Below are 15,339 nucleotides of genomic sequence, written 5' to 3' on the forward strand. Positions count from 1 at the left end.
CCTGACGAGGCCCAATATGACCAGCCGCCTGAACCCCGACGACCAGAAGCATGTCGAAGAGTACCTGCACTTGTCCCAACACCGAGTCGAGCGCCGGCCCTTCCGGCCGTGGATGCTCCTGGTGCTGGTGCTGGCAGTGACCATTGGTTTGGGCTTGCTCAGCCGCCTTATCGGTTACCTGACGCTATGAGCTGCCTTGCGCTCGCTCGGGTAATCGCACCGATTTCTTTTAGCCTTGCGAGATATCCCCATGACTCACCGTATTGTTATCGTTGGCGGCGGCGCCGGCGGTCTGGAGTTGGCTACCCGTCTGGGTAAGACTCTGGGCAAGCGCGGCACGGCCAGTGTGATGCTGGTCGACGCGAACCTGACCCACATCTGGAAACCGCTGTTGCACGAAGTGGCGGCCGGGTCGCTGAACTCTTCCGAAGACGAACTCAACTATGTTGCCCAGGCCAAATGGAACCACTTCGAGTTCCAGCTAGGGCGCATGAGCGGGCTCGACCGCACGCAGAAAAAAATCCAGTTGGCGGCGACCTACGACGAAGCCGGCATTGAACTGGTCCCGGCGCGCGAGGTGGGTTACGACTCGCTGGTGATCGCGGTCGGCAGCACCACCAACGATTTCGGCACCCAGGGCGCGGCACAGCATTGTCTGTTCCTCGACACCCGCAAACAGGCCGAGCGCTTCCATCAGCAATTGCTCAACCACTATCTGCGCGCCCATGCCGGGCAAACCGATGTCTTGGAGCAGATCAGCGTGGCCATCGTCGGCGCCGGTGCCACCGGTGTGGAGCTGGCGGCAGAACTGCACAACGCGGCCCATGAACTGGCGGCGTATGGTCTGGACCGGATTAAACCGGAAAACATGCACATCACCCTGATCGAAGCCGGGCCACGGGTGCTGCCTGCCCTGCCGGAACGTATCGGCGGGCCTGTGCATAAAACCCTGGAGAAGCTCGGGGTCAACGTCATGACCAATGCGGCGGTCAGTGAAGTGACGGCCGAGAGCCTGATCACCGCCGACGGCAAGGTGATCAACGCGAGCCTGAAAGTCTGGGCGGCCGGGATTCGTGCGCCGGGGTTCCTCAAGGACATCGACGGCCTGGAAACCAACCGCATCAATCAACTGCAAGTGCTGCCGACGCTGCAAACCACCCGCGACGAGAACATCTTCGCCTTCGGTGACTGCGCCGCCTGCCCGCAACCGGGCACCGACCGCAACGTGCCGCCGCGCGCCCAGGCTGCGCATCAGCAGGCGTCGTTGCTGGCTAAATCGCTGAAGCTGCGGATCGAAGGCAAGCCCCTGCCGGAGTACAAGTACACCGACTACGGCTCGCTGATCTCGCTGTCGCGTTTTTCGGCTGTGGGTAACTTGATGGGCAACCTCACGGGCAGCGTGATGCTGGAAGGCTGGCTGGCGCGGATGTTCTATGTGTCGCTGTACCGAATGCACCAGATGGCGTTGTATGGCGCGTTTCGCACGGCGATGTTGATGCTCGGGAGCAAGATCGGGCGTGGGACTGAGCCGCGGCTCAAGCTGCATTAAGATCTTTAGCGCCGGTTAGGGCCTCATCGCGGGCAAGCCTCGCTCCTGCAGGAGCGAGGCTTGCCCGCGAATGGGGCAACGCGGTCCAACATGTTCATTCATATGTGTCCCACTGTATCCCGCCCCACCTTTTCCCCCCTTCGCTTACAAACTCCCCCCTTGCACGACACAGAAGCGATACACCCGCCCCGTTAAATGGCCACACCCGAGCAAGGCACCGCCTGCTTCGGTTAACGCCGCAATCACGCGGCATCCTTTATCGAGCGGTTGTGTCGTGCAACCCAGGAGAGTTGAAATGTCCCGTACCACTAAAAACACTATTGGTCTGTTCGGCGCTGTTTTGGCTGGCGGCATGATGTTGACCGGCTCCGTATTCGCTTCCCAGCCACTGACCCAAGGCTACCTGCTGGCCTCCGCCGAACAGGTTGTGAAAACCCCGGAAGGCAAGTGTGGCGAAGGTAAATGCGGCGATGCGTCGATGGCCAAGACCGACACCGATGGCGACGGCAAGGTCTCCCGCGCCGAGTTCCAGGCTGTCGCGCCGAAGTCCAATTTCGACAAGATCGACAAAAACCACGATGGCTTCATCGACGAACAAGAGGCTTTCGACAACGTGAAAGCCAACTTCGAGGCCAACGGCAAGAAAATGCCAAAAGGCCTGTTCGAACACCTGAAAGACCAAGACGGCGCCTAAGCCTCAGCACAACAAGCCGCGTATTCTCAAGGGAGGCGCGGCTTTTTTGTGTCTGGCGGATTTACACCCGAAAGCGCCGCACCATGCCTTGCAGGGCACTGGCCAGTTTGGTCAGTTCATGGCTGGAGGCGCTGGTCTGATCGGCGCCCGCGGCAGAACGCACTGACAGGTCGCGGATGTTCACCAGGTTGCGGTCGACTTCCCGCGCCACTTGCGCCTGTTCTTCAGCGGCGCTGGCGATCACCAGGTTGCGTTCGTGAATCTCGTGTACCGACGCAGTGATGGTCTGCAACGCTTCGCCGGCGCGTTCGGCCAGGACCAGCGTACTGGCGGCACGAGAAGCGCTGGCGTGCATGGAGTCCAGTGCCAGGGTCGAGCCGCTGCGCATGCCCTGGACCATCTGCTCGATTTCCTGGGTCGATTGCTGGGTGCGATGGGCCAGCGCCCGCACTTCATCGGCCACCACGGCGAATCCGCGACCGCTCTCCCCCGCCCGCGCCGCTTCAATGGCGGCGTTGAGCGCCAACAGGTTGGTTTGCTCGGCGATGGCGCGAATCACGTCCAGCACCTTGCCGATGTCCTGGGATTGATTGGCCAGGGACTGCACCAACTCGCCGGTGTGTTGCACATCGTTGGCGAGGGCGCTGATGGCGCTGGCGGTTTCGCTGACCCGTTCCTGGCCCTGGTGCGCCGATTCGCTGGACTGGCGCGTGGCGTCGGACGTCGACACCGCGTTGCGTGCGACTTCTTCCACAGCGGTGGTCATCTCGTTGACGGCTGTGGCGGCCTGCTCGATCTCGTTGTTTTGCTGTTGCAGGCCTTGGGTGCTGTCGAGGGTGACGGCGTTCAGTTCATCGGCGGCGGTGGCCAGTTGCGTGGCCGAGCCGCTGATGCCCTGCAGGGTTTCGCGCAAATTCTGCTGCATGGTCGCCAGGGCTTTGAGCAGGCGACTGACTTCGTCGCTGCCGTGGGTTTCGATGGGGTTGGTGAGATCGCCACGGGCCACGTTTTCTGCGGCATTCAAGGCTTCATTCAGCGGACGTACGATGCTGCGGGTCAGCAGCATCGCCAGGCCGACGGTGGCCAGCGCCGCCAGGGCGATGAACAGACCGACAATCGTGCGCGATGTTTCATAGTGCGCGGCGGACTTCTGGCTTTCGGCGGCGACTTGTTTGGCAAACATATCTGCCAGGTCAGTGAGCTGTTTGCCGGAGCCATCGACCACGGTCTTCATGTCGATCAGCAGCAATTTGGTCAGCTCGTCGCGACGGCCCTGTTCGGCCAGGATGAACGACTGAGCGATGCCCGTGCGATAAGCGGCGAAGGTGCTTTTGAACTGGTCATACAACTGCTGGCCTTCAACGGTGTTGACCAGCTTGTCATAGGCGGCAATCTTGTCGCTCAGCTCCTTGTCCCGTGTGTCCATCTGGCTGCGGTACTGCGCGATGTTCTTCGGGTCCTGGTCCAGGGCCATGCGCAGGGAAATGGTGCGGATGCGCAACATGATCTCGCGGATCTCGTCGCCGCCACGGATGCTCGGCAGCCATTGGCTTTCAACCGCTACCTCGCTGTCACGAATACTCGACATCTGCCCCAGCGCAAACACCCCGAGCAACGCCACCAACACCGCAATCAGGGCAAAACCCAGCGCAGCACGGGGGGCAATATTCAGCTGACGAAGAAACATAACGAGCGCCTTTTGTTTTTATGGGCGGGAGGGAGACGCGGCTTTGCGCTCCGATGGCTCGTTATCGGCAAGTTGTACGATGACTTGAAGCTAGACTGCACTTTTTCAAAGACAAAAAAAATCCCCGTATCTTTCGATACGAGGATTTTTAATATGGTCGGGGTAAGGGGATTCGAACTCCTGACATCCTGCTCCCAAAGCAGGCGCGCTACCGGACTGCGCTATACCCCGGTAAAAAAAAGGCGACCTTTCAGTCGCCTTCTTCTTCGATCAGCGCTTTTGGCCTCTGATCTTAAGATCTGATCCCAGCGTTAACTGGTTTCAAAAATGGTGGGTCGTGTGGGATTCGAACCTACGACCAATTGGTTAAAAGCCAACTGCTCTACCAACTGAGCTAACGACCCAAAAATGGTCGGGGTAAGGGGATTCGAACTCCTGACATCCTGCTCCCAAAGCAGGCGCGCTACCGGACTGCGCTATACCCCGGTTTGAAATTGGCTCCGTGACCAGGACTCGAACCTGGGACCCAATGATTAACAGTCATTTGCTCTACCGACTGAGCTATCACGGAACTACATATTTCAATTTACAACGGTGAAACTTGCTGCATCTCTTGACCCGTTCGCATCGCTGCGTTCGTGTGTCTGAGGCGCGCTATTCTACAATCTTAAGCACCTCTGTCAACCCCCTAATTTGCATTCAAGTTAATGATTTGCAACTTATTTCAGATTTCTACTTGGGGAGTAGAAACCCTGACGGGTGACTTACTGCGGGGCGCACTTTACAAGCCTTTTCCTTTCAGTTCAACAGCCTGGCGAAAAAAAGGCCTCGCAATGCGAGGCCTTGTTTATTTCACAGGCATTACGGCTCAGCCAAAAACGATTTCGTCGTTTTCCACCTTGCCGAAAGCGGTCTCGCCCGGCAGGAAACGACCGGACAGAATCAGCTGCGCCAATGGGTTCTCGATCCAGCGCTGGATCGCTCGTTTGAGCGGCCTTGCGCCATACACCGGGTCGTAACCCACCGCGATCAACTTATCCATCGCCTCGGGACTGAGTTCCAGCTTCAGCTCGCGCTCGGTCAGGCGACTGCGCAGGCGACCCAACTGGATCTCGGTGATGCCCGCGATCTGATCCCGCGCCAATGGCTCGAAGATCACCACTTCGTCTACCCGGTTGATGAACTCCGGACGGAAGTGGGTGGAAATCGCATCCATCACTGCCGCCCGTTGCGCTTCACGATCACCGACCAGTTCCTGGATCTGTACCGAACCGAGGTTGGAAGTCATGACAATCACGGTGTTCTTGAAATCCACCGTGCGGCCATGGCTGTCGGTCAACCGGCCATCTTCCAGCACTTGCAGCAAAATGTTGAACACGTCCGGGTGGGCCTTCTCGACCTCATCCAGGAGGATCACCGAGTAAGGCTTGCGACGCACCGCCTCGGTCAGATAACCGCCCTCTTCATAGCCTACGTAGCCTGGTGGCGCGCCGATCAAGCGAGCCACGGAATGTTTCTCCATGAATTCGGACATGTCGATCCGCACCATTGCCTCTTCGGTATCAAAGAGGAACTCGGCCAGGGCCTTGCACAGCTCGGTTTTACCGACGCCGGTCGGGCCGAGGAACATGAACGAACCGCTCGGGCGATTCGGGTCGGACAACCCGGCACGGGAACGCCGCACCGCATTGGAGACCGCGATCACCGCTTCGTCCTGGCCGATCACACGCTGGTGCAACAAGCTTTCCATCTTCATCAACTTGTCGCGCTCGCCTTCGAGCATTTTCGACACGGGGATGCCGGTCCACTTCGACACGACTTCCGCAATCTCTTCTTCCGTCACTTTGCTGCGCAGCAACTGGTTTTCGCTCTTGCCATGCTGGTCGACCATTTGCAGGCTGCGCTCCAGGTCCGGGATGATCCCGTATTGCAGCTCGGCCATGCGGTTCAAGTCACCTTTACGGCGTGCGGCTTCCAGTTCCTGACGGGACTGTTCGATTTTCTGCTGGATCTGGGCCGAACCCTGGACTTCGGCTTTTTCCGCGTTCCAGATTTCTTCGAGGTCCGAGTACTCCCGCTCGTGGCGGACGATTTCTTCCTGGAGTTTTTCCAGGCGTTTCTTCGCCGCGTCGTCGCTTTCTTTCTTGAGCGCCTGGGATTCCACTTTCAGTTGAATCAGGCGTCGCTCCAGACGATCCAGCACTTCCGGCTTGGAGTCGATTTCCATGCGGATACGGCTGGCGGCTTCGTCGATCAGGTCGATGGCCTTATCCGGCAATTGACGGTCCGTGATGTAGCGATGGCTCAGTTTGGCCGCCGCAATGATCGCGCCGTCGGTGATCGCCACCTTGTGGTGCACCTCGTAACGCTCCTTGAGGCCGCGCAGGATGGCGATGGTGTCTTCTTCGCTCGGTTCTTCCACCAACACTTTCTGGAAGCGCCGCTCGAGGGCCGCGTCCTTCTCTATATATTGGCGGTACTCGTTGAGCGTGGTTGCGCCGACGCAGTGCAACTCGCCACGGGCCAGGGCTGGCTTGAGCATGTTGCCCGCATCCATCGAGCCTTCGCCTTTACCGGCGCCGACCATGGTGTGCAGTTCGTCGATGAACAGAATGATCTGCCCTTCCTGCTTGGACAGTTCGTTGAGCAGGGATTTCAGGCGTTCTTCGAACTCGCCGCGATACTTGGCGCCGGCAATCAGCGCGCCCATGTCCAGGGACAACAGGCGCTTGCCCTTGAGGCCATCCGGCACTTCGCCGTTGATGATGCGCTGGGCCAGCCCTTCGGCGATCGCGGTTTTACCCACGCCAGGCTCGCCGATCAGCACCGGGTTGTTCTTGGTACGGCGTTGCAGGACTTGAATGGTCCGGCGAATTTCGTCGTCACGGCCGATCACGGGGTCAAGCTTGCCTTCTTCAGCGCGCTTGGTCAGGTCGACGGTGTACTTATCCAGAGCCTGACGCGACTCTTCGTGGTTGGCATCATTGACGGCTTCGCCGCCGCGCAGGTTATTGATCGCGTTTTCCAGGGCTTTCTTGCTGACGCCCTGGCCGAGCAGCAACTTGCCGAGCTTGCTGTTCTCGTCCATGGCAGCGAGCAACACCAGCTCGCTGGAGATGAACTGGTCGCCCTTCTGCTGGGCCAGGCGATCGGCCTGGTTGAGCAAGCGCGCCAAATCCTGCGACATGTTCACGTCGCCGGTCGGGTTCTGGATTTTCGGTAGTTGGTCGAGCTCTTTGGTCAGCTCTTTGCGCAGGCTGTTGACGTCAAAGCCGACTTGCATCAACAGGGGTTTGATCGAACCACCCTGTTGTTCAAGCATGGCTTGCATCAAGTGCGCCGGTTCAATGCCCGGATGATCGAGGCCGACGGCCAGGGATTGGGCATCGGATAGGGCTAACTGCAATTTGCTGGTTAAACGGTCTATACGCATGGGTCACCTTCCTTTTGAGCAGGCCGGACCTAAAAAACCATCCTGAGTGAAGAAACCTGCCAGATACCTCACTAGATGCGGTCGATTCTGGGAGTTTCAAGCGTCATACAGTTGATGTAGATCAGGGAAGCTTAGTCTTCGAGCCAGACCAGGGAGGCAAACCGACCAGTGCGCGGACTGCGGCGGTAAGAAAAGAAGCGCGGATCGGTCACGGTGCAGAAACCACCACCATAAACAGCGGTGACACCGCGAGCGGCCAGACGCAAACGCGCCAGCTCATAGATGTCGGCCATGAACTTGCCGGCGTTCTGGCTCGGCACGAAGGCTTTAGTGGCTTCCGGCAATTGCCGGATGAAGACTTCCCGGACTTCCGGGCCGACTTCGAAGGCCTGCGGGCCAATTGCCGGGCCGAGCCAGACCAGCACGTCGGCGGGCGGTACGGCCAGGCTATCGAGGGTCGCTTCCAGCACGCCCGCCGCCAACCCGCGCCAACCGGCATGGGCCGCGGCAACGCGCGTGCCGGCACGGTCGCAAAACAATGCAGGCAGGCAGTCGGCCGTCATCGCCGCGCAGGCGACACCGGGTGTTTGCGTCCAACTGGCGTCGGCAGTGGCCACCTGACTTGGGTCTGCATCGGCCACGACAATGCCGTGAACCTGTTGCAGCCAGGCCGGTTGAATAGAGAAATGATCGGTAAGGCGCCGGCGATTTTCGGCGACGGCTTCAGGGCTGTCGTCGACGTGATCGCCGAGGTTGAGGCTGTCGAACGGCGTCAGACTGACGCCGCCCGCACGGGTGGTCACACAGGCTTTCACCCCGGCAGGCGCAGGCCAGTCGGGAATCAGCCAGTCACTCATCCGATGAACGCCTCACGGTCTTGCTTGAGCAGGGTCAGCAACCAGACGAAATCGTCCGGCAGCGGCGATTCCCAGCTCATGCGTTTACCGGTGGTCGGATGATCCAGCTCCAGGAACCGCGCATGCAGGGCCTGACGCGGGAACGCCTTCAACGATTCGACCATGGTCACACTGGCTGCCGGCGGGATGCGGAAGCGACCGCCGTAGGCAGGGTCTCCGACCAACGGGTAGTTGATGTGGGCCATGTGCACGCGAATCTGGTGCGTACGACCGGTTTCCAGCTTCACCCGCACGTGAGTGTGGGAGCGGAAACGCTCGAGCACGCGGTAGTGGGAGACGGCCTGCTTGCCACCTTCCATCACCGCCATGCGCTGGCGCTGCTGGCCGTGACGACCGATCGGCGCATTGATCTTGCCACCGGCAGTCACTACGCCAATCACGATGCACTCGTAGATCCGGCTGACGCTGCGGCTCTGCAACTGTGTAACCAGTTGCGTCTGCGCTTGAATGGTCTTGGCCACCACCATCAGACCGGTGGTGTCCTTGTCCAGACGATGCACGATACCGGCGCGGGGCACATTGATGATGTCCGGCACGTGATGCAGCAAGGCGTTGAGCAGGGTGCCATCAGCGTGACCGGCAGCCGGATGCACCACCAGACCCGCAGGTTTGTTGATCACCAGGATGTCGTCGTCTTCATAGACGATGTCCAGCTCGATGTCCTGAGCGATCCATTCGCCCTGAGCTTCCTGCTCGGCAGTGAGTTCAAGAATGGCACCACCATGAACGATGTCTCGCGGGCGGATAACCGCCCCATCCACAGTCAGGCGGCCGTCTTTGATCCAGGCGGAAAGGCGCGAGCGCGAGTGCTCAGCGAATAATTGTGCGGCGACTTGATCGAGGCGTTGGCCGCCCAATTCGGACGGCACCTCTGCGCGAAGTTCAATTTTATCGGACATGCTCAGACTAGGCGTCGGCACAGCCTTTGGTTTCGGCTGCGCGCTTGTGGTTAAATACGGCGTCTTTTGCCCCGAGGCTATTCAACGGGGCGCTCATCATAACAGGACGGCCCCGCCCAAGACAGCGGCCGTCATAGGGACGCAAGCCGCCATGCAAGTGAAACACCTGCTGCTGATCGCCATCCTCGCATTGACCGCTGCTTGCTCATCGAAGGAAGTCGTAGACGAAAACCTTAGCGAAGTCGAGCTGTACCAGCAGGCTCAGACCGACCTGGACAACAACAGCTACACCAGCGCCACAGCCAAGCTGAAGGCCCTGGAGTCGCGTTATCCGTTCGGGCGCTACGCTGATCAGGCTCAACTCGAGCTTATCTACGCCAACTACAAGAACGCCGAGCCTGAGGCTGCCAAGTCTGCCGCCGAGCGTTTCATTCGTTTGCACCCACAGCATCCGAACGTGGATTACGCGTATTACCTCAAGGGTCTGACCTCCTTCGACCAGGACGTCGGCCTGCTGGCGCGCTTCCTGCCGCTGGACATGACCAAGCGTGACCCGGGCGCTGCCCGCGACTCGTACAACGAGTTCGCCCAGCTGACCAGCCGCTACCCGAACAGCCGCTACTCGCCGGATGCCAAGCAGCGCATGATTTACCTGCGCAACCTGCTGGCTTCCTACGAGATTCACGTTGCCGACTACTACCTGACCCGTCAGGCCTACGTTGCCGCCGCGAACCGTGGTCGTTATGTGGTGGAAAACTTCCAGGAAACCCCTTCGGTCGGTGACGGCCTGGCGGTGATGGTCGAGTCCTATCAGCGTCTGCACCTGGACGAACTGGCCAACACCAGCCTCGAAACCCTGAAGCTCAACTACCCGAACCACCCAAGCCTGGTGGACGGTCAGTTCAAGCCATCGGTCGACGAAGCGGACAACCGTTCGTGGCTGAGCAAGGCCACCCTGGGCCTGATCGAATCCCGTCCACCGCTGCCGCCGGGCGAAACCCGCGCCAACCAGGACGTGCAGAAGCAGTTCCAGGACGCGAAAGATTCGATTCCGAACGATCTCAAGCCTAAAGATGAAAACGGCGACGTGATCGAGGAAGAGCAACACGAAGCGGAAGGCAACAACAGCGACCGTTCGTGGTTCAGCTACATGACCTTTGGTGTGTTCGACTGACACCCAAGGCTGTGCAAAAAGGGAGACCCTCGGGTCTCCCTTTTTCATGGCGGCGATTTATTACGCTGTGCGCCCGTCATGTCCTTGGCTAAACTGCCGGCTCATCATTCATAAAGCAGCCCGCCATGATCGGTAAATTGTTCTGGATCGCCCTGATTGTCGCGGCGATATGGTTCTGGCGTAAAAACAAGCGTCAGGCGGCGGCCGCCCGGCCCAGTGCCGAACTGGAAGCAGCACCGATGGTGCGCTGCGCCCATTGCGGCGTGCACCTGCCCCGCGATCGCGCGTTGAGCCTTCAACAACAGTGGTATTGCAGCCAGGCTCACCTCGAGCAAGGCCCGGGCTCCAGTGATCGCTGAGGCTTCCGGCCCCGGCAGCAAACAGGCCCAGCGACTGCTGCGCCTCTACCATCTATACCGTTTAAGTGTCGGCATCACCTTGGTGCTGCTGATCTCCAGCAACATGGACAACCAGTTGCTGACGCTCGCCAATAACGATCTGCTGCGCAGTGGCAGCTGGTTGTATCTGGTGCTGAACATCCTGCTGGTGGTGTTCCTGGAGAACACCCGGCGCCCGGCGCAGCTGTTCAGTTTGACCCTGGTCGACGTCTTGCTGTTATGCGGCCTGTTCTACGCCGCCGGCGGTGTAGCCAGCGCCATCGGCAATTTGCTGATCGTGTCGGTGGCGATCGGCAACACCTTGCTGCGCGGGCGTATCGGCCTGTTGATTGCGGCGGTCGCGGCCCTTGGTATCGTCGGCTCAAGCTTCCTGCTGAGCTTCAGCCACCCCACCAGCCCCAGCGACTATCTGCAAGCCGGCACCCTTGGCGCGCTGTGCTTTGCCGCCGCGTTGCTGGTACAAGGCTTGATCCGGCGCCTGGAAGTCAGCGAACACCTCGCCGAACAGCGGGCCAGCGAAGTGGTCGGCCTTGAGGCCCTCAACGCATTGATCCTGCAACGCATGCGCACCGGCATCCTTGTGCTCGACGACCAGCGCCGCGTGCAACTGGCCAACCACAGCGCCCTGTCCTTGCTGGGGCAGGAACGTCTGGATGGGGAACTGATCGATGATTACTCGCCAACCCTGGTCGAACGCCTGCAACTGTGGCTGAACAACCCGACCTTGCGCCCCCAGAGCCTGAAAGTCGCCCATTCCGGCCTGGAGTTGCAGCCGAGTTTTATTGCCCTGGACCAAAGCCCGCACCATCAGACCCTGATCTTTCTCGAAGACCTCGCCCAGATTGCCCAACAAGCCCAACAACTGAAGCTCGCCGCCCTCGGTCGCCTGACCGCCGGTATCGCCCACGAAATCCGCAATCCGTTGGGCGCCGTTAGTCACGCCGCGCAGTTGCTGCAGGAATCCGAGGAACTGAACGGCGCGGATCGACGTCTGACCCAGATTATTCAAGACCACTCTCAGCGAATGAATCGGGTTATCGAAAACGTCCTGCAACTGTCCCGCCGCCAGCAAACCGCACCGCAACGGCTCGACCTGAAGCCTTGGCTAATGCAGTTCGTCGAAGAGACCCGTGAAGCCGCGAGCGAACGCCAGCACATTCACCTGCGCATCGGCCTGGGCCACTTCACAACGCTGATGGACCCGAACCAATTGACGCAAATTCTCGACAACCTGTTGCGCAACGCCTGGCGGCACAGCGCCTTGACCCATGACAGGGCCGAGGTCTGGCTTGAGCTGTTTATCGACGCCGACAGCCAGTTACCGGTGCTCGAAGTGCTGGACAACGGTCCCGGTGTGGCGCCGGACCAGCAAGTGCACCTGTTCGAACCGTTCTTTACCACCAGCACCCAAGGCACCGGCCTTGGGCTCTATCTGTCCCGTGAGCTGTGCGAAAGCAACCAGGCCCGCCTAGACTTCAAACCACGCCAAGGCGGCGGCTGCTTTCGCATCACCTTTGCACACGGACGGAAACAACGTTGAACATGAGCCCACAGCAGAAAGTCCTGATCGTCGACGACGAGCCGGATATCCGCGAACTCCTGGAAATCACCCTGGGACGGATGAAACTCGACACCTTCAGTGCCCGTAACCTCGGCGAAGCCCAGGCCCTGCTGGGCCGGGAGACGTTCGATCTGTGCCTGACCGACATGCGCCTGCCCGATGGCACTGGCCTGGAGCTGGTGCAACACATCCAGCAACGTTACCCCCAAGTGCCGGTGGCGATGATCACGGCCTACGGCAGCCTGGAAACGGCGATCAACGCCCTCAAGGCCGGCGCCTTCGACTTCCTGACTAAACCGGTGGACCTCACCCGACTGCGAGAGCTGGTCACCAGCGCCCTGCGCCTGCCCGCACCGGGTGGCGCCAGCACCGCGATTGATCGCCGCTTGCTCGGCGATTCACTGCCGATGCGCAGCCTGCGTAAACAGATCGATAAACTGGCCCGCAGCCAGGCCCCGGTGTACATCAGCGGCGAATCCGGCAGCGGCAAGGAACTGGTCGCCCGCCTGATCCATGAACAAGGCCCACGCGCCAGCCGACCTTTCGTCCCGGTCAATTGCGGGGCGATACCGTCGGAACTGATGGAAAGTGAATTCTTCGGCCATCGCAAGGGCAGTTTCAGCGGTGCCATCGAAGACAAGCCCGGACTGTTCCAGGCGGCCCATGGCGGCACCCTGTTTCTCGACGAAGTGGCTGATCTGCCACTGGCCATGCAGGTCAAGCTGCTGCGGGCGATTCAGGAAAAAGCGGTGCGCAGCGTCGGCGGGCAACAGGAAACCGTGGTCGATGTGCGCATCCTCTGCGCCACCCATAAAGACCTCGACGCCGAAGTCAGTGCCGAACGTTTTCGCCAGGATTTGTACTATCGCCTGAACGTGATCGAGCTGCGGGTCCCGCCCTTGCGCGAACGCCGGGACGATATCGAGACCCTGGCCAGCCACGTGCTCAAGCGCCTGGCGGCCGGCACCGGCCAACCCGCCGCCAAGCTGCACCCGCAAGCCGTCGAAGCGCTGAAAAGCTACCGCTTCCCGGGCAATGTGCGGGAGTTGGAGAACATGCTCGAACGCGCCCACACCTTGTGCGAGAACAAACAGATCGAAGCCGCCGACCTGCGCCTGGCCGAAGGTAACTGCGCCGCCGAGGCCGGCGTGCCGGACCTGACGCGGATCGACAATCTGGAGGACTATCTGGAAAACGTCGAACGCAAACTCATCCTCCAGGCGCTGGAGGAAACCCGCTGGAACCGCACGGCGGCGGCACAGCGGTTGAATCTGTCGTTTCGGTCGATGCGCTATCGGCTCAAGAAGCTGGGATTGGATTGACCGCTTAAAAGATCGCAGCCTTCGCCAGCTCCAGGAGCACAGGTTTCCCCCGATGGCTGCGATCCTGTGATGACGCCTTCGCGGGCAAGCCTCGCTCCTACCAGGTTTGTGGCGTCCGCGGTATTTTGCTCTTCGCCTTAAATCCGCCCTACCGGCGCATACGGCGCCGGATCAATGATCGGCGCCCTGCCCAGCATCACATCCGCAAACAACTGGCACGACGCTGGCGCCAGCACCAATCCGTTGCGGTAATGCCCGCAGTTGAGCCACAGCCCGGCAAACCCCGGCACCCGGCCAATATACGGAATACCTTCCGGCGAACCCGGCCGCAGCCCGGCCCAATGCCCCACCACCTCGGCCTCCGCCAACGCCGGGATCAACTCCACGGCCGAGGCCTTCAGGCTTTCCAGCGCCGACTCGGTCGGGGTCTTGTCGAATCCCTCGTGCTCCAGCGTGCTGCCGATCAGGATATGCCCGTCGCGGCGCGGAATCGCATAACGGCCCTTGGCCAAGACCATGCTCGGCAAAAAGTCAGCCGCGCACTTGTAGAGAATCATCTGGCCTTTGACTGGCTCGACCGGCAGTTCCAAACCGAGACTCTTGAGCAGATCACCGCTCCAGGCGCCCGCCGTCAGCACCACCTGGTCGCCATGAATAGCGCCCGAGGACGTCTGTACCCCGACCACCGCGTCGCCGTCACGGATAAACCCGCTGACTTCGCACTGTTCATGGATCGTCACGTTCGGCAGCGCCAACAGGGCTGCCTTCAGGGATTTCACCAGCCGCGGGTTGCGCACGTTGGCGACATCGGCCATGTAGATGGCCCGGGAGAAACCGCCGCCCAGAACCGGCACTGCGTCATGGGCCGCCGAGATATCCACAGCCCGCAGCGGCCGGTTCTCGCGCTTGGCCCACGCCAACGCCTCGGCTTCATCATCGAGGTCGAGCCAGTACAGGCCGGTGGTGTGCACTTCGGGGTCGACGCCGGTGGCGGCAAACAGCCGCTCACCCAGCTGTGGATAAAAGTCCTGGGACCAGTGAGCCAGCGCGGTGACCGCCGGGCTATAGCGCCACGGGTACAGCGGCGAAACAATGCCGCCGCCGGCCCAGGACGATTCCTGGCCGACGTTCGAGCGATCCAGCAGCACAACGCTCTGCACTTCGGACGCGAGATTGAACGCGGTCAGCAGGCCAATCACCCCGCCGCCGACAATCACCACTTGCTGTTGCCTGCTCATGTTCTGATCCAACCGTTCAATAGACAGGGGACGCAAAAGGCGCCCGAAAAGGAAACTCAGCGGCCCCAGCAATCCTTGGTGGTGGCCGTGGCGTTGAGCATGCTTCTGACGCCGGTGTTGGTGATCGTGAAATCCCCACACTTGTCGGTCGCCATGCTCGTACCCGACTTGCGCACCGCCGTCAGCGTAAAGGCCTGATCGGTAAGGGTCGGGGTGATAGTGTAAAAGTCGTTGCCGGCGCTCAGGCCGGTGGCGCCGGTATAGACATTGCTCTTGGAATAGAACCGCTCAAGAATTTGCGCCTGTTCGGACAGCAGCCCGGTCATCTCGGCGCGCCGGCCCTTTTTCATGTACTCGGTGAAGCTCGGGTAGCCAATGGTGATAATGATTCCGATGATCGCAATCACGATCATGATTTCGATCAGGGTAAAACCTCGGTTGGATCTGCGCATTGCCTCAACTCTCAC

At 60.4% G+C, this 15,339-nt stretch carries 13 protein-coding genes, 4 tRNA genes and 1 pseudogene; 7 read left to right on the forward strand and 11 right to left on the reverse strand.

Annotated elements, in window-relative coordinates; all coding sequences use genetic code 11:
- Nucleotides 1-16: 16 nt before the first annotated feature.
- The 3 genes from ACY4LX_RS28940 to ACY4LX_RS28950 all read left to right on the forward strand — a co-directional run bounded on the left by ACY4LX_RS28940 (nucleotide 17) and on the right by ACY4LX_RS28950 (nucleotide 2,243).
- Complete coding sequence (locus tag ACY4LX_RS28940; protein WP_054051322.1) at nucleotides 17-190, forward strand: DUF3094 family protein; 174 nt, start codon at nucleotides 17-19, stop codon at nucleotides 188-190.
- Nucleotides 191-250: 60 nt separating this feature from the next.
- Nucleotides 251-1,549, forward strand: a complete 1,299-nt coding sequence (locus tag ACY4LX_RS28945; RefSeq protein WP_463258502.1) for an NAD(P)/FAD-dependent oxidoreductase — start codon at nucleotides 251-253, stop codon at nucleotides 1,547-1,549.
- A 295-nt stretch (nucleotides 1,550-1,844) separates the two neighbouring features.
- A complete protein-coding gene (locus tag ACY4LX_RS28950; protein ID WP_149661043.1) occupies nucleotides 1,845-2,243 on the forward strand; it encodes an HvfA family oxazolone/thioamide-modified RiPP metallophore in 399 nt (132 codons plus the stop codon).
- Between the two features lie 61 nt (nucleotides 2,244-2,304).
- On the opposite strand, the gene ACY4LX_RS28955 is transcribed toward ACY4LX_RS28950, so the two are convergent.
- The 9 genes and pseudogenes from ACY4LX_RS28955 to rluD all read right to left on the reverse strand — a co-directional run bounded on the left by ACY4LX_RS28955 (nucleotide 2,305) and on the right by rluD (nucleotide 9,179).
- A complete protein-coding gene (locus ACY4LX_RS28955) occupies nucleotides 2,305-3,168 on the reverse strand; it encodes a methyl-accepting chemotaxis protein (protein ID WP_372242363.1) in 864 nt (287 codons plus the stop codon).
- Nucleotides 3,160-3,930, reverse strand: a pseudogene (locus ACY4LX_RS28960) (MCP four helix bundle domain-containing protein); the annotation flags it as partial. The gene ACY4LX_RS28955 and the pseudogene ACY4LX_RS28960, both read right to left, overlap by 9 nt.
- A gap of 154 nt (nucleotides 3,931-4,084) precedes the next feature.
- A tRNA-Pro gene (locus tag ACY4LX_RS28965) sits at nucleotides 4,085-4,161 on the reverse strand.
- Nucleotides 4,162-4,258: 97 nt separating this feature from the next.
- Nucleotides 4,259-4,334 (reverse strand) — tRNA-Lys (locus tag ACY4LX_RS28970).
- Between the two features lie 5 nt (nucleotides 4,335-4,339).
- Nucleotides 4,340-4,416 (reverse strand) — tRNA-Pro (locus tag ACY4LX_RS28975).
- 9 nt (nucleotides 4,417-4,425) lie between these two features.
- Nucleotides 4,426-4,501: transfer RNA gene (locus ACY4LX_RS28980), tRNA-Asn, on the reverse strand.
- 297 nt (nucleotides 4,502-4,798) lie between these two features.
- Nucleotides 4,799-7,363, reverse strand: coding sequence for an ATP-dependent chaperone ClpB (gene clpB / locus ACY4LX_RS28985; RefSeq protein WP_463258503.1), 2,565 nt, complete (start codon nucleotides 7,361-7,363; stop codon nucleotides 4,799-4,801).
- 131 nt (nucleotides 7,364-7,494) lie between these two features.
- Nucleotides 7,495-8,220 (reverse strand): peptidoglycan editing factor PgeF, encoded by a 726-nt coding sequence (gene pgeF / locus ACY4LX_RS28990; protein ID WP_149661040.1) that lies wholly within the window; start codon nucleotides 8,218-8,220, stop codon nucleotides 7,495-7,497.
- Entirely contained in the window at nucleotides 8,217-9,179 is a 963-nt protein-coding gene (gene rluD, locus ACY4LX_RS28995; protein ID WP_007942311.1) for a 23S rRNA pseudouridine(1911/1915/1917) synthase RluD, read from the reverse strand. Before rluD ends, pgeF begins: the two co-directional genes overlap by 4 nt.
- Before the next feature lie 151 nt (nucleotides 9,180-9,330).
- Here rluD and ACY4LX_RS29000 point away from each other — a divergent pair, with 151 nt between their 5' ends.
- From ACY4LX_RS29000 to ACY4LX_RS29015, 4 genes are all read left to right on the forward strand, one after another.
- Nucleotides 9,331-10,353 carry an outer membrane protein assembly factor BamD gene (locus ACY4LX_RS29000; RefSeq protein ID WP_149661039.1) on the forward strand — a complete coding sequence of 341 codons (1,023 nt, stop codon included), beginning with the start codon at nucleotides 9,331-9,333 and terminating at the stop codon, nucleotides 10,351-10,353.
- Between the two features lie 125 nt (nucleotides 10,354-10,478).
- On the forward strand, nucleotides 10,479-10,712 hold the full coding sequence (locus ACY4LX_RS29005; protein WP_463258504.1) for a PP0621 family protein: 234 nt from the start codon (nucleotides 10,479-10,481) through the stop codon (nucleotides 10,710-10,712).
- Complete coding sequence (locus ACY4LX_RS29010; protein WP_463258505.1) at nucleotides 10,702-12,291, forward strand: sensor histidine kinase; 1,590 nt, start codon at nucleotides 10,702-10,704, stop codon at nucleotides 12,289-12,291. Before ACY4LX_RS29005 ends, ACY4LX_RS29010 begins: the two co-directional genes overlap by 11 nt.
- Before the next feature lie 2 nt (nucleotides 12,292-12,293).
- Nucleotides 12,294-13,634, forward strand: coding sequence for a sigma-54-dependent transcriptional regulator (locus tag ACY4LX_RS29015; RefSeq protein ID WP_463258506.1), 1,341 nt, complete (start codon nucleotides 12,294-12,296; stop codon nucleotides 13,632-13,634).
- A 137-nt stretch (nucleotides 13,635-13,771) separates the two neighbouring features.
- Here ACY4LX_RS29015 and thiO read toward each other — a convergent pair whose 3' ends face one another.
- Nucleotides 13,772-14,872, reverse strand: a complete 1,101-nt coding sequence (gene thiO, locus ACY4LX_RS29020) for a glycine oxidase ThiO (RefSeq protein WP_463258507.1) — start codon at nucleotides 14,870-14,872, stop codon at nucleotides 13,772-13,774.
- Between the two features lie 56 nt (nucleotides 14,873-14,928).
- The gene (locus ACY4LX_RS29025) at nucleotides 14,929-15,324 is read right to left on the reverse strand and encodes a type IV pilin protein (RefSeq protein ID WP_463258508.1); all 396 of its coding nucleotides are present in this window, start codon (nucleotides 15,322-15,324) and stop codon (nucleotides 14,929-14,931) included.
- Between the last annotated feature and the right edge of the window lie 15 nt (nucleotides 15,325-15,339).

Source organism: Pseudomonas sp. Emmai, from assembly GCF_055179735.1.

Coding starts and splice junctions, on each gene's coding strand:
- ACY4LX_RS28940 (WP_054051322.1), top strand. CDS start 17: ATGACCAGCCGCCTGAACCCCGACGACCAGAAGCATGTCGAAGAGTAC.
- ACY4LX_RS28945 (WP_463258502.1), top strand. CDS start 251: ATGACTCACCGTATTGTTATCGTTGGCGGCGGCGCCGGCGGTCTGGAG.
- ACY4LX_RS28950 (WP_149661043.1), top strand. CDS start 1,845: ATGTCCCGTACCACTAAAAACACTATTGGTCTGTTCGGCGCTGTTTTG.
- ACY4LX_RS28955 (WP_372242363.1), bottom strand. CDS start 3,168: ATGCAGCAGAATTTGCGCGAAACCCTGCAGGGCATCAGCGGCTCGGCC.
- clpB (WP_463258503.1), bottom strand. CDS start 7,363: ATGCGTATAGACCGTTTAACCAGCAAATTGCAGTTAGCCCTATCCGAT.
- pgeF (WP_149661040.1), bottom strand. CDS start 8,220: ATGAGTGACTGGCTGATTCCCGACTGGCCTGCGCCTGCCGGGGTGAAA.
- rluD (WP_007942311.1), bottom strand. CDS start 9,179: ATGTCCGATAAAATTGAACTTCGCGCAGAGGTGCCGTCCGAATTGGGC.
- ACY4LX_RS29000 (WP_149661039.1), top strand. CDS start 9,331: ATGCAAGTGAAACACCTGCTGCTGATCGCCATCCTCGCATTGACCGCT.
- ACY4LX_RS29005 (WP_463258504.1), top strand. CDS start 10,479: ATGATCGGTAAATTGTTCTGGATCGCCCTGATTGTCGCGGCGATATGG.
- ACY4LX_RS29015 (WP_463258506.1), top strand. CDS start 12,294: ATGAGCCCACAGCAGAAAGTCCTGATCGTCGACGACGAGCCGGATATC.
- thiO (WP_463258507.1), bottom strand. CDS start 14,872: ATGAGCAGGCAACAGCAAGTGGTGATTGTCGGCGGCGGGGTGATTGGC.
- ACY4LX_RS29025 (WP_463258508.1), bottom strand. CDS start 15,324: ATGCGCAGATCCAACCGAGGTTTTACCCTGATCGAAATCATGATCGTG.